The sequence below is a fragment of the Cellulomonas hominis genome (genome assembly GCF_901521055.1).
GTDB classification, from domain to species: domain Bacteria; phylum Actinomycetota; class Actinomycetes; order Actinomycetales; family Cellulomonadaceae; genus Cellulomonas; species Cellulomonas endometrii.
On sequence record NZ_CABEGA010000025.1, the window covers coordinates 1 to 23,440 of the forward strand.

General features: G+C 75.1%; 21 protein-coding genes. 11 read left to right on the forward strand and 10 right to left on the reverse strand.

All coding sequences use genetic code 11. From position 1 onward, the window contains the following. The first annotated feature begins 272 nt into the window (after positions 1 to 272). Positions 273 to 1,538, forward strand: a complete 1,266-nt coding sequence (locus KJP73_RS07010; RefSeq protein WP_213282083.1) for an endo-1,4-beta-xylanase — start codon at positions 273 to 275, stop codon at positions 1,536 to 1,538. Between the two features lie 171 nt (positions 1,539 to 1,709). Here KJP73_RS07010 and KJP73_RS07015 read toward each other — a convergent pair whose 3' ends face one another. Further along, positions 1,710 to 2,384 carry an MBL fold metallo-hydrolase gene (locus KJP73_RS07015; protein ID WP_213282084.1) on the reverse strand — a complete coding sequence of 225 codons (675 nt, stop codon included), beginning with the start codon at positions 2,382 to 2,384 and terminating at the stop codon, positions 1,710 to 1,712. Between the two features lie 102 nt (positions 2,385 to 2,486). Between KJP73_RS07015 and KJP73_RS07020 the strand changes: the two genes are divergently transcribed. Next, complete coding sequence (locus tag KJP73_RS07020) at positions 2,487 to 3,257, forward strand: ParA family protein (protein WP_213282085.1); 771 nt, start codon at positions 2,487 to 2,489, stop codon at positions 3,255 to 3,257. 10 nt (positions 3,258 to 3,267) lie between these two features. Here KJP73_RS07020 and KJP73_RS07025 read toward each other — a convergent pair whose 3' ends face one another. Next, on the reverse strand, positions 3,268 to 4,350 hold the full coding sequence (locus tag KJP73_RS07025) for a LacI family DNA-binding transcriptional regulator (RefSeq protein WP_213282086.1): 1,083 nt from the start codon (positions 4,348 to 4,350) through the stop codon (positions 3,268 to 3,270). Positions 4,351 to 4,537: 187 nt separating this feature from the next. On the opposite strand from KJP73_RS07025, the gene KJP73_RS07030 reads away from it, so the two are divergent. Genes KJP73_RS07030 through KJP73_RS07060 form a run of 7 tightly spaced genes read left to right on the forward strand, consistent with a single transcriptional unit; the run spans position 4,538 to position 15,000 of the window. Then, the gene (locus KJP73_RS07030; RefSeq protein WP_213282087.1) at positions 4,538 to 5,827 is read left to right on the forward strand and encodes an extracellular solute-binding protein; all 1,290 of its coding nucleotides are present in this window, start codon (positions 4,538 to 4,540) and stop codon (positions 5,825 to 5,827) included. Beyond that, positions 5,824 to 6,774, forward strand: coding sequence for a carbohydrate ABC transporter permease (locus tag KJP73_RS07035; RefSeq protein ID WP_213282088.1), 951 nt, complete (start codon positions 5,824 to 5,826; stop codon positions 6,772 to 6,774). The genes KJP73_RS07030 and KJP73_RS07035 overlap by 4 nt, the downstream gene beginning before the upstream one ends. After that, positions 6,771 to 7,676 carry a carbohydrate ABC transporter permease gene (locus KJP73_RS07040; protein ID WP_213282089.1) on the forward strand — a complete coding sequence of 302 codons (906 nt, stop codon included), beginning with the start codon at positions 6,771 to 6,773 and terminating at the stop codon, positions 7,674 to 7,676. Before KJP73_RS07035 ends, KJP73_RS07040 begins: the two co-directional genes overlap by 4 nt. Then, entirely contained in the window at positions 7,676 to 9,919 is a 2,244-nt protein-coding gene (locus KJP73_RS07045; protein WP_213282090.1) for a glycoside hydrolase family 3 N-terminal domain-containing protein, read from the forward strand. Before KJP73_RS07040 ends, KJP73_RS07045 begins: the two co-directional genes overlap by 1 nt. Next, positions 9,916 to 10,788: a hypothetical protein gene (locus KJP73_RS07050; RefSeq protein ID WP_213282091.1), complete on the forward strand. Its 873-nt coding sequence runs from the start codon at positions 9,916 to 9,918 to the stop codon at positions 10,786 to 10,788. Before KJP73_RS07045 ends, KJP73_RS07050 begins: the two co-directional genes overlap by 4 nt. Next, positions 10,781 to 14,197, forward strand: coding sequence for a GH36-type glycosyl hydrolase domain-containing protein (locus KJP73_RS07055; protein ID WP_213282092.1), 3,417 nt, complete (start codon positions 10,781 to 10,783; stop codon positions 14,195 to 14,197). Before KJP73_RS07050 ends, KJP73_RS07055 begins: the two co-directional genes overlap by 8 nt. Continuing rightward, positions 14,194 to 15,000: an endonuclease/exonuclease/phosphatase family protein gene (locus KJP73_RS07060; protein WP_213282093.1), complete on the forward strand. Its 807-nt coding sequence runs from the start codon at positions 14,194 to 14,196 to the stop codon at positions 14,998 to 15,000. Before KJP73_RS07055 ends, KJP73_RS07060 begins: the two co-directional genes overlap by 4 nt. A 79-nt stretch (positions 15,001 to 15,079) precedes the next feature. Here KJP73_RS07060 and KJP73_RS07065 read toward each other — a convergent pair whose 3' ends face one another. The 8 genes from KJP73_RS07065 to KJP73_RS07100 all read right to left on the reverse strand — a co-directional run bounded on the left by KJP73_RS07065 (position 15,080) and on the right by KJP73_RS07100 (position 20,653). Continuing rightward, positions 15,080 to 15,664: a MerR family transcriptional regulator gene (locus tag KJP73_RS07065; protein WP_213282094.1), complete on the reverse strand. Its 585-nt coding sequence runs from the start codon at positions 15,662 to 15,664 to the stop codon at positions 15,080 to 15,082. A 142-nt stretch (positions 15,665 to 15,806) separates the two neighbouring features. After that, positions 15,807 to 16,373 carry a bifunctional nuclease family protein gene (locus tag KJP73_RS07070; RefSeq protein ID WP_213282095.1) on the reverse strand — a complete coding sequence of 189 codons (567 nt, stop codon included), beginning with the start codon at positions 16,371 to 16,373 and terminating at the stop codon, positions 15,807 to 15,809. A 57-nt stretch (positions 16,374 to 16,430) separates the two neighbouring features. After that, positions 16,431 to 17,240: a transcriptional regulator FtsR gene (gene ftsR / locus KJP73_RS07075; protein WP_349628296.1), complete on the reverse strand. Its 810-nt coding sequence runs from the start codon at positions 17,238 to 17,240 to the stop codon at positions 16,431 to 16,433. Further along, positions 17,237 to 17,749, reverse strand: a complete 513-nt coding sequence (locus KJP73_RS07080; RefSeq protein WP_213282096.1) for an FHA domain-containing protein — start codon at positions 17,747 to 17,749, stop codon at positions 17,237 to 17,239. The genes ftsR and KJP73_RS07080 overlap by 4 nt, the downstream gene beginning before the upstream one ends. 144 nt (positions 17,750 to 17,893) lie before the next feature. After that, complete coding sequence (locus KJP73_RS07085) at positions 17,894 to 18,688, reverse strand: DUF881 domain-containing protein (RefSeq protein WP_213282097.1); 795 nt, start codon at positions 18,686 to 18,688, stop codon at positions 17,894 to 17,896. 5 nt (positions 18,689 to 18,693) lie between these two features. Beyond that, a complete protein-coding gene (locus tag KJP73_RS07090) occupies positions 18,694 to 19,026 on the reverse strand; it encodes a small basic family protein (RefSeq protein WP_213282098.1) in 333 nt (110 codons plus the stop codon). Beyond that, positions 19,023 to 20,045 (reverse strand): DUF881 domain-containing protein, encoded by a 1,023-nt coding sequence (locus KJP73_RS07095; protein WP_249669178.1) that lies wholly within the window; start codon positions 20,043 to 20,045, stop codon positions 19,023 to 19,025. Before KJP73_RS07095 ends, KJP73_RS07090 begins: the two co-directional genes overlap by 4 nt. Then, complete coding sequence (locus KJP73_RS07100; RefSeq protein ID WP_213282099.1) at positions 20,042 to 20,653, reverse strand: CDP-alcohol phosphatidyltransferase family protein; 612 nt, start codon at positions 20,651 to 20,653, stop codon at positions 20,042 to 20,044. Before KJP73_RS07100 ends, KJP73_RS07095 begins: the two co-directional genes overlap by 4 nt. A gap of 174 nt (positions 20,654 to 20,827) precedes the next feature. Between KJP73_RS07100 and KJP73_RS07105 the strand changes: the two genes are divergently transcribed. Together KJP73_RS07105 and KJP73_RS07110 are read left to right on the forward strand one after the other, a co-directional pair. Continuing rightward, positions 20,828 to 21,244 (forward strand): CoA-binding protein, encoded by a 417-nt coding sequence (locus KJP73_RS07105; protein WP_213282100.1) that lies wholly within the window; start codon positions 20,828 to 20,830, stop codon positions 21,242 to 21,244. Positions 21,245 to 21,524: 280 nt separating this feature from the next. Next, positions 21,525 to 23,372 carry a DEAD/DEAH box helicase gene (locus KJP73_RS07110; protein ID WP_433995155.1) on the forward strand — a complete coding sequence of 616 codons (1,848 nt, stop codon included), beginning with the start codon at positions 21,525 to 21,527 and terminating at the stop codon, positions 23,370 to 23,372. The last annotated feature ends 68 nt before the right edge of the window (positions 23,373 to 23,440 follow it).

The window sequence follows — 23,440 nt, forward strand, 5'->3', positions numbered from 1 at the left end:
GCCGACACCCCCCCGGGCCCCCGCCGAGGCGGCCCCCCCCCCGCCCCCCCGCCACCGGCCCACCCCGACGGTGGGGGCGCCGGGGTAGGGGGTTGCCCCCCGGTTGCCTGGCCGGCACCCGGGGGACGGGCCCCCGCTCCCGCCCCCCCCCTCCCGGGGCGCGGGGGCGCCCCCCCCCCGCCCCCCCCGCGGCCCCCCCCCCCCCACCCCCGCCCCGACCGCCGGCGCCCCCGCCGGCGGAGCCCCGCCCCGCACGAAGGAGTGCCCCCGCGATGCAGCACGTCCGCCTCCCCCGCCCCGCCGCCCTGGACCACCGCACCGGCTCGACGGTCGTCACGGTCCTGGACGCCGCCGGCCGACCGCTCGCCGACGCCGACGTGTCCGTCGAGCAGACGCGGCACGCCTTCGGCCTCGGCTGCACGGGCTTCGAGATGATCGCCCTCGCGAACGGCGAGGACCCGGGCCCGGACGACCCCGCGGCGGACGTGCTGCCCGGCCTGGTCGAGCGGTGGCTGGACGTGTTCAACACGGCGACGCTGCCGTTCTACTGGCGGCTGTTCGAGCCCGAGCGCGGGCGGCCCGACACCGAGCGTCTGCTCCGCACCGCGCGGTGGCTGACCGAGCGCGGCGTCGCGGTCAAGGGGCACCCGCTCGCCTGGCATACCCTCGCGCCGGAGTGGCTGGTGGACCTGCCGGAGGACGAGGTCGCGGCGGCCGTGCGCGAGCGGATCACCCGCGACGTCAGCGCCTTCCGCGGCGTGGTCGGCACCTGGGACGCCATCAACGAGGTGGTGATCATGCCGGTGTTCGATAAGGAGCCGAACGGCCTGACCCGGCTCGCCGCGCGCGACGGCCGGGTCCCGACGGTGCGGCTCGCGTTCGACGCCGCGCGCGCCGCCGACCCGGGCGCCACGCTGCTGCTCAACGACTTCGACCTGTCCCCCGACTACGAGCGGCTGATCGAGGACTGCCTGGCGGACGGCATCCGGATCGACGCGATCGGCGTTCAGACCCACATGCACCAGGGCTACCGCGGCGAGGAGTGGACGCAGGCGGTGCTCGACCGGTTCGCGCGGTTCGGACTGCCCCTGCACCTGACCGAGACCACGCTGGTCTCCGGCGACCTCATGCCGCCCGAGATCGAGGACCTCAACGACTTCCAGGTCCCGTCCTGGCCCTCGACGCCGGACGGCGAGGCGCGGCAGGCCGACGAGGTGGAGCGGCACTACCGGACGCTGTTCGGGCACCCCGCGGTGCAGTCCGCGACGTACTGGGGCCTGTCCGACGCGGGCGCGTGGCTCGGCGCGCCGTGCGGCCTGGTCCGCGCGGACGGCACGCCCAAGCCGGCGTACGACGCGCTGCGGGCGCTGGTGCGGGACGAGTGGTGGCTGGCGCCGACGACGGTCCGCACGGACGAGTCGGGCCGGTTCGCGCTCGACGCGTTCCGCGGCGACTACCGCGTGACCACCCCCGCCGGCGCGGCCGCGCTGACGCTGGCCGCCGACACGACGACGACCACCGCACCCCTCACCCCCTGACCCTGCCCCCCGACCCCCCGACCGGCGGCGCCTGCCCGCACGGTCCCCGTCCGCAAAGTCCCCGTCCGGCGAGGTCGTCAGTACCGCTCGAGGTCGTCCCGCAGGACTGACGACCTCGTGCACGACTGACGACCTCGCGGGCCGCGGACGGCCTGACCCGCCCACCCGGGGTCAGCGTGCCGGGGCCTCCCACCGGTACGGCTCGCCGGGGACGAGGCGGCGGTACTCCCCCGCGCCGCCGAGGCCCCCGACCATCCGGTCGGACAGCGCCCGCCCGCGGTCGCTGAGGATCGCGTCGTGGATCGGCACCGCGACCCGGGGCCGCACGGCGCGCACGTAGTCGATGGCCTCCGCGAGCTTCATCCACGGTCCGGCGACGGGGACGAGCAGCAGGTCGACCTCCACGCCGGCGGGCGGCGGGGTGAAGGAGTCGCCGGGGTGCACGAGGGCGCCGTCGACCACGTAGGCGACGTTCGCGGCGGTCGGCACGTCCGGGTGCACCACGGCGTGCCGCTCGCCGAACACGCGGACGTCGAACCCCGCCGCGGTGAAGGCGTCCCCCGCGGCCACGGCATGCACCCGGTCGGCGGGGGCGCCGGCCTCCACGAGCTGCGCGACGACCGGCGCCGGCGCCCGGACCTCCAGGTGCGGGCGCGACCGCAGCGCGGCGACGAGGCTCGGCGGGTCCACGTGGTCGACGTGCTCGTGGGTGACCAGGACCGCGTCGGCGTCGTCGAGCACGGCGAGGTCCCCGAACGCCCCCGGGTCGACGACGAGGTGCTGCCCGTCGCGCTCGAGGCGGATGCAGGCGTGGCCCCAGCTGGTGATCGTGATCGCGTCGGTCATGGGCGTCAGCATCGCCCCAGGTGGGCGCGCACGTCGACCGGAGGGCGGGCCCGGGGCGGGGTGCGATTCCGCGAACCGCCGGGGTGCGGCTACCGTGTCCGCGTGCTGGTGCTGGGAGTGTGCTCGCTCAAGGGCGGCGTGGGGAAGACCTCGGTGACCCTCGGGCTCGCCTCGGCGGCGCTGGAGCGCGGGCTGCGCACGCTGGTGGTGGACCTCGACCCGCAGGGCGACAGCACGCTGGCGCTGGCCACCGGGCCCGCCGCGGGCGACGTGGCCTCCCTGCTCGACTCGCCCACCGCGGAGAGCCTCGCCGCCGCGACGGCGCCCAGCGCGTGGGCGGAGGCCGGCCTCGACGTGCTGGTCGGATCGGCTGCCTCCTCGCGGCACGACGCGTACGACGGGGCGGTCGCCGACGTCGACCGCCTGCGGTTCGCCCTCGCGTGGGTGCACGACTACGACCTCGTGCTGGTCGACTGCCCGCCGTCGCTCGGCGGCCTGACCCGCACCGGCCTGACCGCGTGCGACCGGGCCGTCGTCGTGACCGAGCCGGGGCTGTTCTCCGTGACGGCCGTCGGCCGGGCGATGCGCACGATCGACGACCTGCGCCGCGGGCCGGCCGGTCAGCTGCAGCCGCTCGGCGTCGTCGTGAACCGGGTGAAGGCCCGGTCCATCGAGCAGGCGTTCCGGCTGGAGGAGCTGCGCCGCCTCTACGGGCCGCTCGTGCTCACCCCGTTCGTGCCGGAGCGGGCGGCGCTGCAGCAGGCCCAGGGTGCGGCGCAGCCGGTGCACGCCTGGCCGGGCGCCGGTGCCCGGGAGCTGGCCGGCGTGTTCGAGGAGCTGCTGGACCGGGCGCTGCGCGCGCCGCGGACCTGACAGGACCCGGCTAGGCCTCGACCGGGGCGCCGCAGCCGCAGCTCGCGCGCGTGACGAGCCGGGTGGGCAGCGTCCGGAACACCGTCGCGCCCTCCGGGTCCGACAGCCGGTCCGCCAGCAGCCGCACCGCGATGCGGCCCATGTGCTCGAAGGGCTGGCGCACGGTGGTCAGCATGGGCGTCGAGAGCCTGCCGGCGAGGATGCCGTCGAACCCGGTCACGCGGACCCGGCCGGGGACGTCGACGCCGTGCTCGGCGAGCAGGTCGAGGGCGACGAGCGCCACCTGGTCGCTCTGGCAGACGAGCGCCCCGGGCAGGCGGTCGGCGACGGCGAGGTCCCGCAGCGCGGTGGCCCACTCCGTGGTCTCCAGCCCCTCGCGGCCGGCTGGGCTCGCGGGGCGGTCCGGCAGCAGCGCGTCGACGGCGTGCCGGAACCCCGTGAGCCGCTCCGCGAAGTCGTACATGGACCCCTCGCCGACGAACGCGAGGTCCCGCACCCCGTGGGCCTGCACGAGGTGCTCGACGATCCGCGTCACGCCCTCGCGGTTGTCGACGGAGACGTGGCTGAACGACGCGTCCGTCCCGGGTGTGTTGAACGCGACCAGCGGGATCGACTGCGCGATGGCGTGCACCGCGTCGAGGCTGTGGGTGCCGGGGAAGATCGCCAGCCCGTCGACGCGTCCGGCGATGTCGTACACGGCCGAGCCGCTGGGCGCGCCGGAGGCCAGGAGCAGCGCGCGGCCGGTCTCGCGGCACTCGAGGGCGAAGCCCCGCTCCACCTCGTCGACGTAAAGCGGGAAGACGCGGGGGTCGCCCTCGCCCACCTCGGACGCGTCGGCAGGCACCGCCGTGGTGCGCGGGTCGGCGTCGGCGAGCATGAGGTCGAACGCGTACAGCCCGAAGGCGCCGGTGCTCCCCCGCGCCAGGCCCCGGGCGCTCCCGGACGGCACGTAGCCGAGCTCGCGGGCGGCCTCCATGACCGCCTCGCGGGTGGCCGCGCGCACGCGCCCGGGCTGCCGGAACGCGAACGAGACGGTGGTGATCGACACCCCGGCACGCTCGGCGACGTCGTACACGGTGGGGCGGCGTGCCACGCGAGGCTCCTCGACGACGAGTGGCTCCCACGCGGCGGTGCACGTGGCGAAGACCGGGTTGACACCGGGAGTCTACACGCTTAGATTCCCCGTGTTGTAAAGCGCATTACAAGCAATCTCCGAACCGATCGCGCAGGTCAGGGCGCCGACGGTCGGACTGGCGAAGACATCGTTCAAGGAGGAACACATGACTCGTCGTACGTTCAGGCGCGCCTTTGCGGCCGTCGCCGTGTCGACCCTGGCGCTCGCGCCGCTCGCCGCGTGCGGGCGTTCGGACGACGGCGGTGGTGGCGGTCAGGCGGGCGCCGGGACCGTGGCCGACGAGGCCACGGGCGAGATCGAGATCTGGGCGGCGGCCGGCAACGGGGACGCGCTGACGACCCTGGGTGAGCAGTTCACCGAGGAGAACCCCGACGCGACGATCAAGGTCACGGAGATCCCGTGGGGCGAGATCATCACGATGAACCAGACGGCCGTCGCCTCCGGCACGGGGCCCGACATCGTCATGACCGGCGCCGACCAGACGGCCTCGGTCATCGCCATGGGCGGCCTCGCGCCCGTCCCGGACGACGTGTTCGACCCCGACGAGTTCTACCCCGCGGCGGTCGCGTCGGTGGAGGGCGAGGACGGCCGGTACGCGGTGCCCTGGTACGTCGAGACGCGGTTCCTGTTCTACCGGGCGGACCTCGCGGCCGAGCTCGGGTTCGACGCCCCGACGACGTGGGAGGAGCTCGAGGAGCTGAGCGCGGCGTTCGCGGCGCGCGAGGGCGACGCGTACGGGCTCGGCCTGCCCCGGCCGATCGAGAACCCGGCGCAGGTGATCATCCCGTTCCTGTCCCAGGCCGGCGGCGAGGTCACCGACGGTGAGAAGTGGACCTTCGACACCCCGGAGTTCGTCGAGGCGCTCGACTTCTACCAGGGCTTCTTCGCGCGCGGCGAGGCGCCGCTGTCGGAGTCCGAGGCGACGTTCGAGAACGGCGCCCAGCCCCTGCTGATCTCGGGCCCGTGGATGGTCGGCACCTACCAGGAGCTCATCGACACCGGCGCCGCGCCCGAGGGCTTCACCGAGGAGTCGGTGGCGTACGTGCCGCTGCCCTCCGGCCCCGCCAACAACGACTCGTACATCGGCGGCGGCAACCTCGGCGTGTTCTCGTCGTCGGACAACCAGGAGTCCTCGTGGCTCTTCCTGCAGTGGCTCCTCGAGGACGAGCAGCAGAAGGCGCTGTTCGACATCGCCGGCTCGTTCCCGTCCCGCGTCGAGTCCGCCGAGTACGAGCCGATCCTGGACAGCCCCGTGATGTCGGTGCTCAAGGAGCAGATGCCGCACACGGTGGAGACCCCGAGCTACCCGTCGTGGGCGCAGATCGCCGAGCAGATCGGCATCTACAGCGAGCGCGTCGCGCACGGCGAGCTGACCTCCGAGGAGGCCGCGAAGGCGATCCAGGCCGAGGCCGACCAGATCGGCTTCGGCTGGTGACCAGCACCACCACCGAGCGGCGCACGCCGCCCGCGACGCCGCGGCGGTCGGGGAAGCCCGTCTCCCTGACCGCCCGGCGCCGCCGGACCGCCCTCGTCGCCTGGCTCTTCGCCGCGCCGTTCGTGCTCTCGTTCGGCGTGTTCGGGCTCGTCCCGCTGGTGAGCTCGTTCGGGATGGCCTTCACGGACCTGCGGGTCAACGACATCCGCAACCCGTTCGCGGTCGACTTCATCGGGCTCGGCAACTTCGCGACGGTGCTGAGCGACACGACGTTCCTGCGGGCCCTGCGCAACACCCTGGGCTTCGTGGTCGTCGGCGTGCCGCTGTCGCTGTTCTCGGCGCTGGTGCTCGCGGTCATGCTCAACGCGCTCGGCCGCCGGGCCGCCACGTTCTTCCGGGTCGGCTTCTACACGCCGGTCGTCACCACGATCGTCGCCGTCGCCGTGGTCTGGCGGATCATGTACCAGCCGAACGGCCTGATCAACTCGCTGCTCGCGGACATCGGCGTCGACGGCCCGAACTGGCTCGGCGACACCCGCACCGCCCTGCCCGCGCTGACCCTCATGGCCGTGTGGCGCAGCATCGGGTCGAGCATGGTCATCTTCCTCGCGGGGCTGCAGGCCATCCCCTCCGAGGTCAAGGAGGCCGCGATGGTCGACGGCGCCTCGACGGTCCAGCGGTTCTTCCGCATCACCATCCCGATGATGATGCCGACGATCCTGCTCAACGCGATCCTCACGACGACCGGGTTCATGCAGTTCTTCGACGAGCCGTTCGTGATGACCAACGGCGGTCCGCTGCAGTCCACGACGTCGATCGCCCTCTACGTGTTCAACCAGTTCCAGTGGGGCAGCTACTCGGTCGGCGCGGCCGGCGCGTACGTGCTCTTCGCGATCATCAGCATCTTCGCCATCATCCAGTTCCGGTTCTTCCGGCAGAGGACATGACCATGACCACCTCGACCCCTCTGGCGCCGGCCACCACCGCCGTGCCGATCGCGCCCGTCGTCCGCCGCCGCCGCAAGCGCCTGACGCCCGGACGGATCGCCCTCGTCGTCGTCCTGTCCGTCGGCCTCGCCGGCACGCTCCTGCCGTTCGCCTGGATGCTGCTCGGAGCGTTCAAGACCAACGCCGAGATCATGCGGCGGCCCATCACGTGGTGGCCGCAGGCGCCCACGCTCGACAACTTCCGCGCGTGGTTCTTCGAGTTCGACATGACGCGGTACTTCCTCAACTCGGTGTTCCTCGCCGTCGTCGCGGTCGCCACCACGCTGCTGTTCTGCTCGATGGTCGGCTGGGCCCTGGCGAAGCTGGAGTTCCCCGGCAAGAAGGTGCTCATCACGGTCGTCCTCGGGACGATGTTCGTGCCCGGCATCGTCACGCTCATCCCGCAGTTCGTGCTGGTCGCGAACCTCAACATGGTCGGCACGTACTGGGGCATGATCCTGCCCGGCATGGTGGGCGCGTTCGGCGTGTTCCTCATGCGGCAGTTCATGCTGGAGATCCCCGACTCCCTGCTCGACGCGGCGCGCATCGACGGCGCCGGCGAGTTCCGGATCTTCGCCCGCATCGTCATGCCCCTGTGCAAGGCGCCCCTGGCGACGCTGGCGATCTTCACCTTCATGGGCTCGTGGAACGGGTTCCTGTGGCCGCTGATCGTCTCCCAGCGCGACTCGCTCTACACCCTGCCCGTCGCGCTGGCGCTCTACACCAGCCCCACGGGTGACAAGGGCGCCGAGTTCGGGCTCCAGATGGCCGGCTCCGTCCTGATCATCGTGCCGGTGCTCGTGGTGTTCATCGCCATGCAGAAGCACTTCGTGCAGGGCATCGCGATGACGGGGATCAAGTGATGACGGACTACCTCGACGCGACCCTGCCCGTCGCCGACCGGGTCGCCGACCTCCTGGGGCGCATGACGCCCGAGGAGAAGGTCGGCCAGATGATGCAGCTGTCCGCGCCGGACGGGCTGGCCGAGCAGGTGCTCGAGAAGCACGTCGGGTCGATCCTGCACGCCTCCCCCGAGCTGATCCTCGAGGCGCACGACCTGACCGACCGCACCCGGCTCCGGATCCCCCTGCTCGTCGGCGAGGACGCCATCCACGGCCACTCGTTCTGCGACGGCGCCACGATCTTCCCGACCCAGCTCGCCATGGCGGCCTCCTGGTCGCCGGAGCTCGTCGAGCGGATGGCCCGCGCCACGGCGGTCGAGGCCGCGGCGACCGGCCTGCACTGGACCTTCTCCCCCGTGCTGTGCGTCGCCCGCGACCTGCGCTGGGGCCGCGTGGGCGAGACCTTCGGCGAGGACCCGTTCCTCATCGGCGAGCTCGCCAGCGCGGCGGTCCGTGGCTACCAGGGCCAGGGGCTCGCCGACCCGACGGCGGTGCTCGCGACCGCGAAGCACTTCGCCGGGTACTCGGAGACGCAGGGCGGGCGGGACGCCTCGGAGGCGGACCTGTCCCCCCGCAAGCTGCGCGCGTGGTTCCTGCCGCCCTTCGAGCGGGTCGCACGCGAGGGCTGCGGCACCTTCATGCTCGGCTACCAGACCATCGACGGCGTCCCGATCACCGTCAACGAGTGGATCCTCACGGACGTGCTCCGCGGCGAGTGGGGCTACGAGGGCATGCTCGTCACGGACTGGGACAACGTCGGGCGCATGGTCTGGGAGCAGCACGTGCAGCCCGACTACGTGGGTGCGTCCGCCGCCGCGGTCAAGGCCGGCAACGACATGATCATGACGACCGCCGGGTTCTTCGACGGCGCCCTCGAGGCCCTCGCGCGCGGGCTCATCACCGAGGCCGACCTGGACGTCGCGGTCTCGCGCATCCTCGCCCTGAAGTTCCGGCTGGGGCTGTTCGAGGACCGCCGGCGCCCCGACCTCGCGTCCATGGGGTCGGTCGTCGGCTCGCACCAGGACCTCAACCTCGAGATCGCCCGGCGCTCCCTGGTTCTGCTCCGCAACGAGGGCGTCCTGCCGCTGGCCACCGGCCACCCGGCGACCGTCGCGGTGGTCGGCCCCCTCGCCGACGACCCCCAGAACCAGCTGGGCGACTGGGCCGGGTCCTCGGGCCAGGTCGCCGCGATGGCGCACGGGCAGCCGCGGGAGATGATCACCACCGCCCTGGACGGCATCCGCGCGGCGGTCCCGGCCGGGTGGACCGTCACGCACGCGCGGGGCGCCTCGATCGTCACGCACGAGGAGGACCCCGAGGGCCCGTTCTTCCCCGACGGGCAGCCGCGCCCGCACGTGGCGGTCCCCGCGCCCGTCGACGCCGCCGAGCTGGACGCGGCCGTCGCCGCTGCGCAGGCCGCGGACGTCGTGGTCGCGGTGGTCGGCGACCAGATCGAGCTCGTGGGCGAGGGCCGGTCGACCGCGACGCTGGAGCTGCTCGGCGGGCAGATCGCCCTCCTCGACGCCCTCGCGGCGACGGGGAAGCCGATGGTCGTGGTGCTCCAGGCGTCCAAGCCCCTGGTGCTGCCGCCCTCGGCGATGACCGCCGACGCGATCGTCTGGGCCGCCAACCCGGGGATGACCGGCGGCCGCGCGCTGGCGGAGCTGCTGCTCGGGCTGATCGAGCCGAGCGGCCGCCTGCCGATCTCGTTCGCCCGGCACGCCGGGCAGCAGCCGACCTACTACAACCAGGTGCGCGGGCAGCACGGCGTGCGCTACGCCGACCTCACCCAGGAGCCCGCCTTCGCGTTCGGGCAGGGCCTGTCCTACACGACGGTCGAGTACGCCGACCTGGTCGTCGAGACACCCGTCGTGACCGAGGCGGACACGGTCCGCGCCCACGTCACGCTGACGAACACCGGCCGGCGACCCGCCCTCGAGACGGTGCAGGTCTACATCAGCGACCTCATCACCTCGGCGTCGTGGGCGGACCGCGAGCTCAAGGCCTTCACGCAGGTCGAGCTCGCGCCGGGCGAGCAGGCGCGGGTCGACCTGCAGCTCCCGGTGAGCGCGTGCACGATCGTCGACGCCGCCGGCCGGCGCGTCGTCGAGCCGGGCGAGGTCGACCTGCTCGTCGGGCCCAGCAGCCGCCCGCAGGACCTCCTGCGCGCCGGGTTCCGGGTCGTGCCGGGCGGAAGCTCGTGACCGCCTCCCCCGTCGGCGCCGGCCCTGTCGGGGCCGGTCCCGTCGACCCGGGCCCCGTCGACCCAGGCCCCGTCGACCCAGGCCCCATCGACCCGGCGACCTTCCCCGGCCGGCCGCGCGGCTGGGCGGAGGCGCTCGGCGGCCCCCGCCCGGGCGACGAGGTGGGCGACGGCCCGTTCGGCCGCGCGGTGACCGCCTTCGTCTGGGGCGCGGGCCTGACCGCGCTGCTGACCGCGGCGAACCTGCCGCTCGCCCTGCTCGCGCTCCTGCTCCGCCCGGACCCCTCGCTCACCTGGCTGGTCGTGCTCGCCGCGGTCCCCGCGGGACCAGCGCTGTCGGCCGGGCTGTACGCCGTGCGGGAGCACTACGTGGACCCGGACGTCCCCGTCGCGCGGGCGTTCCTGCGCGGGTACCGCCTCGGCTGGCGGGACGCGGCAGCCGTCTCGGTGCCGGTCTGCGTCCTGGTCGGCGTCGTCGCCCTCGTCGCGGCGGCCGGCCGCGACGCCGGCGTCCCGCCCGTCGCCGCGGGCCTCGCCCCCGGGGCCGGCGTCCTGCTCGTGGTCCTCGCGCTGCACGCCCTGGCGCTGCGGACGTTCTTCCACCTCTCCCTGGCCGACGCCGCCCAGGCGGCCGCGTTCTACGTGGTCGCGCGGTGGCGCGCGTCGCTGGGGACGCTCGTGCTCGTCATCGGCGCGGTCGCGGTCGCGACCGCCACGTCGGACCTCCTGCTCACCGTCGTCGCCGGCGTGTGGGTGTGGCTCTGGTACCGGACCGCGGCCCCGGTGCTGCGCGACGCCGCCGGCCGCTTCCTCGCCGACCGCCCGGCCACCCCTCGCCCGCCCGAACCCCTGGGACCCCACCATGACTGACCTCTCGACGCGCATCCACCCCGACCGCACGGACCGCACGCACCTCGTCGACGCCGGCGGTGGCCTCACCGTCCGGCTCACCGCGGCGGGCGACGTCGCGGAGGTGGGCGCCCCCGGTGGCCACCTCGTCAACCAGTACCGGATCGGCGACCACGACGCCGGGATCGCCGGGCTCTTCCTGCGCCGCACGTCCGCGGACGGCACCGTCGACCACGTCCCGCTGACGGGCAGCAGGTCCGGCACCACCTGGCAGGCCGGTGACGGGGTGGTCCGCTGGACCGGCTCCGGGCTGGGCGCCTGCTGGACGGTGCACCTCGTCCTCGACCCGTCCGGTCCGGCGCTGGTCTGGCGGGTGGAGCTCTCCGCCGGTGCCGGTGCCGCTGCTGGTGCCCCCGCCGCCACGTGGGACGTCGCCGCCGTCCAGGACCTGTCGCTCGCCCCCGCGCAGGCCGCGTCGTCCTCCGAGCCCTACGTCTCGCAGTACGTCGCGCACCGGCTCGCGGAGTCGGCCCGGCTCGGCACGGTCGTGCTGTCCCGGCAGACCATGGCGTCGGCCCCGGTGCTCCCGCTCTTCGCCTACGCCGTCGCCGAGGGTGCCGTGGGTGCGGGGACGGACGGGTTCGACCTCTACGCCCCGCCGGCCCGCGCCGGCCACACCCCGGCCTTCCTCACGGGCGCGCCGTGGCCCGGCCGCGTGCGCCAGCACGAGATGGCGATGGCGGGGCTGCTGTCACGGCCGACCACGCTGTCCGAGCCGGCGGTCCTGCACGTCGTCGGCCGGTACTTGGCCGACCGCCGCGGCGCCCTGCTGGACGTCCTCCCGGACGTCGAGGAGGACGTGTCGCGCCTGGTCGCCCTGGCGGACGCGACCGCCGCAGCGGTCACCGCCGCGCACGCCGCCCCCCACGCCGGCGCCGCCACGAACTCCGTGCACGAGCGCTCCCTCCTGGCCACGGCTCCGCTGCTGGGCGGCCACCCGCTGAGCGACGACGACCTGCTGCGGCTCGGGACGGGCGCGCGGTACGTCGAGCGCGACGAGTCCGGCCGGGTTCTGTCCTTCTTCACCGACGACGGCGTCCACGTGGTCCGCGGGGAGAAGGACCTGGAGCTCTTGCGGCCCCACGGGCACGTCTTGCTCGCCGGCGACTCGCTCACCCCGGACCGGCCCGTCCTGTCGACGACCGTCTTCGCGCACGGCGTGTTCGGGTCGCACACCGTGCTCGGCAACACGACGTTCGACACCCTCACGACGGTGCACCGCAACCACCTCAACCTGCTGCGGTCCAACGGCGTCCGGGTCCTGGTCCGGGTCGACGGGGACTGGCGGCTGCTCGGCGCGCCCTCCGCCTTCGTGCTCGACGTCGGCGAGGCCCGCTGGATCTACGCCCTCGACGGGCAGCGCGTCGAGGTGCGCACCGTCGCCGACGCGTCCCGCGACGGGCTGCTGCTCGACATCACGGCGACCGCGCCCGTCGACCTCCTGGTCACGACCGCCGTCGAGCTCGGCGGCGGCAGCTGGGAGGCCCGCGACCAGGACGGTGTCGTCGTCCTGGCGGCCGACCCGGCCACCCCCACCGGCCGGCACCACCCCGGTCTTGCCTACGTCCTCGCCGCCACGCCGGGCGCGCAGGTCGACGGCGACGCCCCGCTCTTCGCGGACGGCGCGGCGCGCGGCACCTCGGTCGTCACGGTGCGGGCGACCGCGACCACCGCGCTGCGGGTCGCCACCACGGCGGACCGTGCCGGAGGCGCCTCCGCGGACCTCGCGCGCGAGCTCGTCGCCACCGGGCTCGACGCGGCCCGCGAGGCGGCCGGTCACCGCGCCACGCTCGCGCGGCTCACGCGCGGGCTGGAGGTCGCCGCGGGCTCCCGCCTCGCGGAGCTCGAGACCCTGCTGCCCTGGTGGGCCAACGACGCGCGCGTCCACTGGCTCGTCCCGCACGGCCTCGAGCAGTACCAGGGCGCGGCGTGGGGGACGCGCGACGTCTGCCAGGGACCGTTCGAGCTGCTGCTGGCCGCTGGCCTGCTCGGCGCCTGCCGCGACATCGTCCTGCGCGTGCTGGGCTCCCAGGCCGTCGACGGCACGTTCCCGCAGTGGTTCATGTTCGACGAGTACGCCGAGATCCTGCAGCCCGAGGCGCACGGCGACGTCATCCACTGGCCGCTGTTCGCGCTCGGCCAGTACCTGCGCGCCTCGGGCGACGTCGCGGTCCTCGACGCGGTGGTGCCGTTCCGCACGGGCGAGCCCGCGACGGTGGCCGAGCACCTGGACGCCCTGGTCGCGCGCATCGAGACCGACCGCGTCCCCGGAACGGCGCTGCCGGCCTACGGCGAGGGCGACTGGGACGACACGCTGCAGCCGGCCCGCTCCGACATGCGGGAGTCCATGGCGTCGACGTGGACGACCGCGCTCGCCGCGCAGGCCCTCGGCCTCGCCGCGGAGCAGCTGCGCCCCGTGCCGGAGGCCGCCGCGCTCGTGGCGCGCATGGCGTCGGCCGCCGCCGCGATCACCGCCGACCTCCGCCGGCTCATGCTCCCGGACGGCGTGGCGGCGGGCTTCGTGACGGTCACGGACGGCGTCGCGACCCCGGTGATCCACCCTGCCGACACGGCGACGGGGCTGACCTACCGGCTGATCCCCATGACGCAGCTCGTGCTCGCCGGGATCCTCGACCAGGACGAGGCGGACCGCCACGAGGCGATCGTCCGGGAGCACCTCCTGTTCCCGGACGGTGTGCGCCTCACCGACCGGCCGACGCGGTTCGCGGACGGCGAGACCGAGTCGTTCCGTCGCGCCGAGCAGGCGGCGTTCTTCGGCCGCGAGGTCGGCCTGATGTACGCCCACGCCCACATCCGCTGGGCCGAGGCGCTGGCCGCCCTCGGCCGCGCCGACGTCGGCGACGAGCTGCTGCGGCTGTCACCCATCACCATGGGCACGCGCGTCCCGAGCGCGATGCGGCGTCAGCGGACCTGCTACACGTCGTCCTCGGACGCCGCCTTCCCGGACCGCTACACCGCCGCCCGTGACTTCGAGCTGCTCCGCACGGGCGAGGTCCCGACGGCCGACGGGTGGCGCGTCTACTCCTCGGGTCCCGGGATCTACCTGCGCCAGGTCGTGCACGGGCTGCTCGGCCTGGACGAGCGCCACGACACGCTCGTCGTCGGCCCCACGCTCGCGCCCGAGGACGACGGCCTCGAGGTCGCGCTCGTGCTCGGCGGAGCCAGGCGTACCGTCCGGTACCGGGTCGACCCGGCCGCGACGGCTGTCGAGGTCCGCGTGGACGGCGAGCTGGCCCCGACGACGCCGGTCCCGCACCCCTACCGGTGGGCGAGCGCCGCGCTCGACCTGGCCCTGCTCGACGGCGCCGGCACTTTGGAGGTCCGGACGCCGGCGGGGTCCGCGCGGTGAGCTGGCCGCCGCTCCGGGTGGGCTCGTACAACCTCTGGGTCGCCCACTGGCCCACGACGGCGACGTACGACCGGGCGGCGCTGGTGCGGGCCGCGCTGGACCACGTCGACGTGCTGGGCACGCAGGAGGGCACCCGCGCGCACCTCGACTCCCTGACGGCGGGCACCGGGTTCGCCGCCCTCGGGCGGTCGCGCGACGGCGGGACGACCGGGGAGCACTCCGCGATCCTGTACCGCACCGCCCGCCTGGGCGTCGTCGACTCCGGCGACTTCTGGTTCTCGCCGACGCCCGACGAGCCGAGCGTCGGCTGGGACGCGCCCGGGTACCGCCGGCTGTGCACGTGGGGCCGGTTCCTGGACCTCGACACCGGTGCCACGTTCTTCGTGTTCAACGCGCACCTCGACCACGAGGGCACGCGGGCGCGGCTCGAGTCGGCGCGGCTGCTGCTCGCCCGGATCCGCACGATCGCGGGCACCGGTCGCGTGGTCGTCACCGGCGACCTCAACGCCGAGCCCGGCTCGGAGCCGCTGCGGGCGCTGCTCGGCGGCGGGCTCGTCGACGCGCGCGCCGTGAGCGTCACGCCCCCGTCCGGCCCGGAGACGACGTTCACGCCGCTGGTCGACCCCGACCGCCCCCTCCCCGGGGCGCGACGGCGGATCGACTACGTGCTCGTCGGCCCCGACGTCGTGGTCGACGACTACGCGGTGCTCGACGCGCGGCCGGGCGGCCGCTTCCCGTCGGACCACGACCCGGTCGTCGCGACGCTCCGCCTGGGCGGCGACGCGGCCGGCGGGTCCCCCTGACCCCCTCCGCTCGGGCGCGTACGGACGACGGACGGCCGGGACCCTGCGCGGGTCCCGGCCGTCCGTCGTCGTGCGGGGTTCAGCCGGCGGTGCGGGCCCGGCGACGCTCGGCGAGCTCGTCGTGGCCCGTGCCGACGGGCGAGTCGTCCTCGGCGCGCTCGGTCGGCAGCTCGGCGAGCGTGCCCTCGACCTCGCGCCACACCCGGCCCACCGCGATGCCGAACACGCCCTGGCCGCCCTGCACCAGGTCGATGACCTCGTCCGCGGAGGTGCACTCGTACACGGACGCGCCGTCGGACATCAGGGTGATCTGCGCCAGGTCCTCGACACCGCGCTCACGCAGGTGGCTGACGGCGGCGCGGATCTGCTGCAGGGAGACGCCGGTGTCGAGCAGCCGCTTGACGACCTTCAGCACGAGGATGTCGCGGAACGAGTACAGGCGCTGCGTGCCGGAGCCCGTCGCGGGGCGCACGGAGGGCTCGACCAGGCCGGTCCGGGCCCAGTAGTCGAGCTGCCGGTAGGTGATGCCGGCCGCGCGGCAGGCCGTGGGCCCGCGGTAGCCGGTGGTCACGTCCAGGTCGGGGAGGTCGTCGCCGAACAGCAGGCCCTGGGCGCGCTGGGGGATGCCGCCGGCAGCCGGGGCTGTCTGCTCGGTGCCGGTCACGGGGGTCCTCCACTCGTCGCGACCGTCGACGCCGGTGCGGCGTCGCGGTCTCTGCTGTTCTGGGTGCAACGCTAGGGCCGCCACCAGGGGCGGTCAACGACCGCGGCACCCGCGGTTTCCGGCGTGTCGCGCACGGCGTGTCTTACCCTCCACCTGAGGTTGAACCTCGGTCCTGCCCGCCGGGCCCCGGCTGCTCGAAGTCGTCCGGCGAGACGTGGTCCAGGAACTCGCGGAACTGGGCCACCTGCTCCTCCGGCGTGTCGTCCGACGCGGCCCCCTCCGCCTCGTCGGGCGACACCGGCGACGCCTCCACCCCGACCTCCGCGAGGACGTCCGTGGCGCACAGCACCGGGCACCCCACGCGCACCGCCAGCGCGATCGCGTCCGACGCCCGCGCGTCCACCCGCAGCCGGCGGTCGCCCAGGACCAGGGCCGCGTGGAACACGCCGCCGACGAGCTCGGTGATCTCGACCTGCTGCACCCGGACCTGGAGCGTCGCCAGCACGTCCCGCAGCAGGTCGTGCGTCATCGGCCGCGGCGGCACCACCCCGGCCTGAGCGGTGGCGATGGCACCCGCCTCGCTCGGGCCGATCGCGATCGGCACGATCAGCTCCCCCACCGGCTCCAGGAGCAGCACGACGAGCTCGTCGTCGCCGGGGTGCCGGCGCACGCCGAGCACCTCGAGCTCGACCAGGTCGTCCTCGTGCATGTCGCCCACGCTACGTCCGCGGGCGGGTCCGTGCACCGGTGGGACGCGACACGCCGCCTACGGCGCGAGATCCGCGACGCCCGCCCGCACCAGGGCGGTGTGCAGCCGCGTGCAGAGCTCGCCGACCTCGGCGGCGACGGTGCTCGCCCGGCCGCGCGCGGACGGCGACGACTGGCCGCGCCACGGGGCGACCACGGTCTCGACCATGTCGATCTGCCGGTCCGCCGCGCTCCGGAAGCTGCGCAGGTGGCGGGCCTCGATGCCGTGCTCCGCGAGGGCCGCCGCGGCCAGCACGACCTCCTTCGCCCACGCGTCCAGGTGGCCCGAGGCCGACGGTCGCAGCACGCCGGCCTGCACCAGGTCGACCACCACCTGCTCGTCCACCGCGGCCTCGCGGGCCAGGGCGGCCGTGGTGTACCGGGCCTCGACGGGACCGGACCGCGGGACGCCGTCCTCCGTGACGATCAGCGCGGGCGACAGCGCCTCCGTGCCGACGCCGGCGTCGAGCGCCGCGAGCCGCTCCCCGATGACCTTGAGCGGGACGTACCGGTCCCGCTGCTCGCGCAGGATGAACCGCAGCCGCTCCAGGTCCGCCGGGCTGTACTGCCGGTACCCCGACGGCGTGCGCACCGGCTCGACCAGGCCCTGCTCCTCGAGGAACCGGAGCTTGGAGTTCGTCACCGCCGGGAACTCGATCCGCAGCGCGGTCAGCACGTCCGAGATCCGCATGGTGGCCTGCCGGGACAGCCCCCGGGGCCAGGGCCCGGGCTCGCCGGCAGCGGCGTCGTCGCGGGCGGTGGCGTCCTCGGCCGCGCGGGCGGTGTGCGGGGCTGTCGCGTCGTGACGGGCGGGGCGGGCCGGGCTCACTGCGCGGGGTCGGCCGGCTGTCCGCCCGGTCGCGCCGCGGGGCTCGGGTGGAAGGTCATGCGGAACTTGCCGATCTGCACCTCGTCGCCCGCCCGCAGCACCGTGGAGTCGATCCGCTCCCGGTTCACGTACGTGCCGTTGAGGGAGCCGACGTCGCGGACCACGAAGTCGTCGAGCTCGCGGACGAACTCGGCGTGCTTGCGGGAGACGGTCACGTCGTCCAGGAAGATGTCGGCGCTCGGGCTGCGGCCCGCGACCGTGCGGTCGGCGTCCAGGAGGAACCGCGCGCCGGAGCTCGGCCCGCGCTGCATGACCAGCAGCGCCGACGTGCGCGGGAGCGCCTGGACGGCGGCGGCCTGCTCGGCGGTGAGCCCGACCGGGCCGCCCGCGTCGTGCTCCAGCCCGCCCAGGGAGCCGAAGCTGATGGTGGTGTCCGGCGTGGCGGGCACCGACGCCCCGTCGGGCGCGGGGCGGCTCCCGCCGCCCGGCACCTGCTGCTCGTCGCTCATGACACCCTCCCAGACCTGCTGTGCGCACCGGCCCCGACCTGCACCGGGGTCCCGGACAGCCTATGCGCCCGGGCGCTCCGAGCACAGTCCGCCGGCCGGGTGGCGGGTCCGCCCCAGCGGTCGTCGGCCCCGATCGGCCGCCCGTCAGCCGTCGTCGGCGGTCCGCGGCGTGGCGTGCTCCGGCTCCGGCACCGCGCGCGTCGCGGTGACCTCGACCCGGTCCTGCGTCTGCACCGAGGACGTCCCGCCGTCGATCTGCACCTTGGCGAGCGCGCCGCCGGGGATCGCCAGCGCCGTCGCGATCGTGTCGGGGTCCCCGATGGCCACCCAGCGGTACGGCGGCGACACCACCGAGCCGTCCACCTCGATCCCGGCGTCCGTGCCGAGCACGTAGCTGGAGGCCGTCAGGCGCTGGTCGTTCAGCTGCACGGCCTCGGCACCGGCGTTGCGGAGCTCCTCGAGCAGGTTCAGCAGCGTGAGCGCGGAGACCGACCCGCCCGGGTCGCCGATCGTCACCGTGACGCCCGGGCCCTCGGCGGGCAGGCGGCCGGACAGGATGCCCTGCGCGGCGGCGCTCCGGGTCGCAGCCTCCAGCGCCGCCTCGCGGCTGGTCGAGCCGGACTGCAGCTCCTGGTGGGTCCGCTCGAGCTCGGACACCTGGTCCTGCAGCTCGTCGGCCTGGCGGGTGGTCTGGTCGAGCAGGGACACCAGCTCGGTCTCGCGCATCGTCGACAGGGTGGTCGTGTCGGTCTGCCGCACCTGCACGGCGATCGCGAAGCCGAGCAGCACGCACAGCACGCCGGTGAGCACCTGCGCGCGCGTCGCGCGGGGCCGCAGCGCGCCGGCGAGCGCGCGCCAGCCGACGACCGGCGTCGGCGCGGCGGGCTGCGCCGGTGCGGCGGCGTCGTCCCGGGGCTCGGGCTCGCTCGGGCTGCTCATGTCCGTCACGCCTTGAACAGGTGCCGTCGGATCGCGGCGACGTTCGAGAAGATCCGGATGCCCAGCACGACCACCACGCCGGTGGACAGCTGGGAGCCGACGCCGAGCTGGTCGCCGAGGAACACGATGAGGGCCGCGACCACGACGTTCGACAGGAACGACACGAGGAACACCCGGTCGTCGAACAGCCCGTCCAGCACCGCCCGCAGGCCGCCGAACAGCGCGTCGAGCGCGGCGACCACCGCGATCGGCAGGTACGGCTGCAGCGCCGCCGGCACGGTCGGCTCCAGCACGAGGCCGGCGATGACGCCGACCACCAGCCCGATCACCGCGATCACAGGTCCCCCTCGCTGTCGTCCTGCCCGGCGGACCCGGGTGCGGGGGCGGCGCGCGGCGCCGTCCCGGAGGACAGTGTGCCCGACGGCGCGGCGAGGCCGGTCTCCCCCGCGCCCCGCGTCTCGGGCACCACGGGCACCCCGTCGGGCAGCTCCGCCGAGCGCAGGGTCACCGTGGAGGCGGCCGGGAGCTCCATGTCGCGCTGCGCCGACACCTGCGTGCGGATGCCGTACGTGGACTGCAGGACCGCGAGCAGCTGGCCGCCGGACGTCCGGGTCATCCGCGTCTGCATGTCCTGCGGGTCGCCGACCGCCCGGATCGTGTACGGCCCGACCAGGGGCACCACGTCGACCAGGATCGCGTCGCCCGCGGTGCGGATGGCGGTCGTGGGGCCGAGCCGCTGGCCGTTGACGGCGACCGCCTCCGCGCCGGAGGCCCACAGCCCGTTGACGACGATCTGCAGGTCGGAGTCGCGCACGCGCGAGTCGGGGTCGTCCTCGCCGTCCACCTGCTCGGCGTCCTCCAGGGTGATGCTCAGCCCGTCCCCGACGACCGCGGACGCGCCGGACAGCACGGAGTCCCGGGCGAGCTGGTCGAGCAGCGGCGAGTCCGCGGCCGACAGGGCCGCCTCCTGCATCGCGGCGTTCTCCTCGGCCAGGGTGGCGCTGCGCTCCCGCAGCTCGTCGAGCTCGGCGGTGCGCTCCGCGATCTGCCCGGCCAGCACCTCGCGGGCGGCCAGGGCGGACGGCTGCGGGGCGCGCAGGGCGACGACGGACCACGTGGTCGCCGCGCCCAGGGCGACGGCCAGGACGGCGACGGCCGCGGTGCCCGCCCCGCCGCGGCGACGGGTGCGGCCGGCCCGGGCACGCCGTGCCGCGGCGTCGGCGTACTCGGGGTCGAGCGGGTGGGTGGTGACCTCGGTCAGCAGCGACATCGAGGCGTCCGGGCGTCGCCACACGGCGGGGCCGCCCGGCGACCTGGCGGGGTCCCGGGCGGGGCGGCCGGCGCCGCGTGCGCTCACACGGCCACCGTGCGGGGCTCGCCCGCGTCCGCGTCGCCGCGGCGGCCGAGCAGCGTCCAGGCCTGGCGCACGTACAGCGCGCCGGCGAACCAGTAGAGGGCCACGCCCCACCACGCGCACGCCCAGCCGAGGACCGACGCGGTGGCACCCGTGATCCCGCCCCAGTGCGCGAGCAGCAGCAGCGGGAACGCGTACAGCAGGGCGAAGGTGCCGGCCTTGCCCGCGAGGTGCACCTGGAGGGGGCCGTAGCCGTGCCGGGCGAGCACCATGAGCATGACGAGCAGCATGACCTCGCGGGTGAGCAGCACCGCGACGAGCCACCACGGCACGACGCCGCGCGCGGCCAGGCCGAGGAGCGTCACGAGGATGAACAGCCGGTCCGCCGCGGGGTCGAGCACCTGCCCGAGCCGCGAGACCTGCCCCAGCCGCCGGGCGAGGACGCCGTCGAGCCAGTCGCTCGCACCGGACACCGCGAGGACCCCGAGGGCCCAGCCGTCGTGCCCCTGCGCGATCAGCACCGCGAACACCGGGACCATCAGCAGCCGCACCAGGCTGATCACGTTCGGCACGGTGAGGACGCGGTCGGTCACCACGTCCTGCTCCGCCACGGCTCTCCCACCTCGTCAGTCCTGATCAACGCCCCATCCTACGCACCCGGGTCCCACCCTCGGGCCACCACGCAGGCACCCACTCAGGCACCCACGCAGTCACCTCGCAGCCGTCACCCACCCCGCCCCCAGGGGCTGCGGGCGCCCGGCGGCCCGCTGTGCTTCGCTGACCCCATGGCCCACGTCAACGACCCCGCCGTGATCCGCCGCCTGCTCACCACGCCCGGGACGTGGGCCGTGGTGGGGCTGTCGACGAACCGGGCACGCGCCGCGTACGGCGTGTCGGCGTACCTCCAGCAGCTGGGCCACGGGATCGTCCCGGTGCACCCGCGGGCGGAGACCGTGCACGGCGCGGCCGGGGTGCGGCGCCTGGCCGACCTGGACGGCCCGCCCGACGTCGTCGACGTGTTCGTCAACTCCACGCTGGCCGGTGACGTCGTCGACCAGGCCGTCGCGTCCGGCGCGCGGGCCGTGTGGCTCCAGCTCGGCGTGGTGGACGAGGCGGCCGCCGCGCGGGCGACCGCCGCGGGGCTGGAGGTCGTGATGGACGCCTGCCCAGCGATCGAGGGCCGACGGCTCGGCCTCGGCTGAGCGCGGCGCGTGCCCCCGGGCGGCGTTGTGCCCGACGTCACCGCGTGCCTCCCCTGCGTCCGGGCCGACCGGGCGGTAGGCTGGGACCACTTCGGAGTTCGTCGCAGTGTCCCGTGATGTGCGTGCCGAGGCCCCACCCCCCTTCTTCGTGATGCGGTGCGGCCTCGTGATGTGTGGGTGTGGGAGTGCGACCGCGTAGCCGACCGGACCGGTCGGCCAGCAGCTCCTCCCAGCGACACGAAACGGTGCTGACCCGATGACGTCTGTGCTCGACCCCGCCATGCCCGAGACCACCCAGCCGATCGAGCCCGCCGGGCTCACGTTCGCGGACCTGGACCTCCCCGCCCCGCTGCGCGAGGCCGTCCTGGGGCTCGGCTTCACCACCCCGACCGCGATCCAGGCCGAGGCGATCCCGGCGCTGCTCGCCGGCCGCGACATCACCGGTGTCGCGCAGACCGGCACCGGCAAGACCGCCGCGTTCGGCCTGCCGCTGCTCGCCGCGGTCGACCCGGAGCTGCGCGAGGTCCAGGCGATCGTCCTGGCGCCGACCCGCGAGCTCGCCATGCAGGTGGCCGAGGCGCTCGAGTCGTTCGCCTCGCGGATGCCCGGCCTCGAGGTCGTGCCCGTGTACGGCGGCTCCCCCTACCTGCCGCAGCAGCGCGCGATCCGCGGCGGCGCCCAGGTGATCGTCGGCACCCCCGGCCGCATCATCGACCACCTGGACCGCGGCAGCCTCAAGCTCGACTCCGTGCGGTTCCTCGCGCTCGACGAGGCCGACGAGATGCTCCGCATGGGCTTCGTGGACGACGTGGACCGCATCGCGTCCGCCACGCCCGCGGGCAAGCAGGTCGCCCTGTTCTCCGCGACCATGCCGCCCGCGATCCGCCGGGTCGCGGCGCAGCACCTCGTGGACCCGGTGGAGATCACCGTGTCCCGGCAGTCGTCGACCGTCACGAGCGTCAAGCAGACCTACGCCGTCGTGCCGTTCCGCCACAAGGCCGGCGCGCTGGCCCGCGTGCTCGCCGTCTCGGACGCCGACGCCGCCATCGTGTTCGTCCGGACCCGCAGCGCCGCCGAGGACGTCGCCGTCTCGCTCGTCGAGCGCGGCGTCGCGGCCGCCTACATCTCCGGCGACGTGGCCCAGGGCGACCGCGAGAAGATCGTCGAGCGGGTCCGCTCCGGCGCGATCAACGTGCTGGTCGCCACCGACGTCGCGGCCCGCGGCCTCGACATCGACCGCATCGGCCTGGTCGTGAACTTCGACGTCCCGGGCGAGCCCGAGGCGTACGTGCACCGCATCGGCCGCACCGGCCGCGCCGGCCGCACGGGCGAGGCGCTGACCTTCGTCACGCCGAACGAGCAGGGCAAGCTTCGCGCGATCGAGCGCACCACGCGCCAGCAGCTCGAGCAGATCCAGATCCCCTCCCCCGCGGACGTCTCCGCGCACCGGGTGACGCAGCTGCTCGGCCGCGTGCCGGCCCGCAGCGCGCTCGGCCGCCTGGACCTGTACCGCACGGCTGCCGCGGAGTTCCTCGCCGCGCACCCCGAGGTGGACACCGCCGAGCTGGTGGCCGTCCTCGCGGCGCTGGCGGTCGGCGACGAGGGCCCCGCGCCCCGTCCGACCGAGGGCGACGACCTGGACGACGCGCTGTCCCGCGCCCACCTCACCCCGGAGCGCGGTGGCGCCCCGCGCGGCCGCGACGCCGCCGGTGACGGGCGTCGCAGCGCCGCCCGGACCAGCGGCACCGGCCCCCGGTACCGCCTGGCGGTCGGCCAGCAGCACGGGGCCCAGCCCGGTGCGATCGTCGGTGCGCTCACCAACGAGGGCGGCCTCACCGGCAAGGACCTGGGGAAGATCGACATCTTCTCGACGTTCTCCCTGGTCGAGATCCCCGGCGGCCTCTCCACCGAGGCGTTCGACCGGATCGGCCGCGCCCGCGTCGCCGGCCGCCCGCTGCGCATCCGCGTGGACGAGGGCCCGCGGGCCCCGCGACCGAGCACCGGCGCCTCGCGGCCGCCGCACAGCGGCACGAGCCACCACTCGGCCGGTCGCCCGGCCGGCCGCGACGGCGGCTACCGTGACGGCGGTCGCGACGCGCGCCCCCGGCACACCTCGACGCCGCGCTGAGCACACCGCCCCGCGAGCACCGCACCGCCCCGTCGACCCTCGAGGTCGGCGGGGCGGTGCCGTCTCCG

Coding starts and splice junctions, on each gene's coding strand:
- KJP73_RS07010 (WP_213282083.1), top strand. CDS start 273: ATGCAGCACGTCCGCCTCCCCCGCCCCGCCGCCCTGGACCACCGCACC.
- KJP73_RS07015 (WP_213282084.1), bottom strand. CDS start 2,384: ATGACCGACGCGATCACGATCACCAGCTGGGGCCACGCCTGCATCCGC.
- KJP73_RS07030 (WP_213282087.1), top strand. CDS start 4,538: ATGACTCGTCGTACGTTCAGGCGCGCCTTTGCGGCCGTCGCCGTGTCG.
- KJP73_RS07040 (WP_213282089.1), top strand. CDS start 6,771: ATGACCATGACCACCTCGACCCCTCTGGCGCCGGCCACCACCGCCGTG.
- KJP73_RS07045 (WP_213282090.1), top strand. CDS start 7,676: ATGACGGACTACCTCGACGCGACCCTGCCCGTCGCCGACCGGGTCGCC.
- KJP73_RS07055 (WP_213282092.1), top strand. CDS start 10,781: ATGACTGACCTCTCGACGCGCATCCACCCCGACCGCACGGACCGCACG.
- KJP73_RS07070 (WP_213282095.1), bottom strand. CDS start 16,373: ATGCACGAGGACGACCTGGTCGAGCTCGAGGTGCTCGGCGTGCGCCGG.
- KJP73_RS07080 (WP_213282096.1), bottom strand. CDS start 17,749: ATGAGCGACGAGCAGCAGGTGCCGGGCGGCGGGAGCCGCCCCGCGCCC.
- KJP73_RS07085 (WP_213282097.1), bottom strand. CDS start 18,688: ATGAGCAGCCCGAGCGAGCCCGAGCCCCGGGACGACGCCGCCGCACCG.
- KJP73_RS07105 (WP_213282100.1), top strand. CDS start 20,828: ATGGCCCACGTCAACGACCCCGCCGTGATCCGCCGCCTGCTCACCACG.
- KJP73_RS07110 (WP_433995155.1), top strand. CDS start 21,525: ATGCCCGAGACCACCCAGCCGATCGAGCCCGCCGGGCTCACGTTCGCG.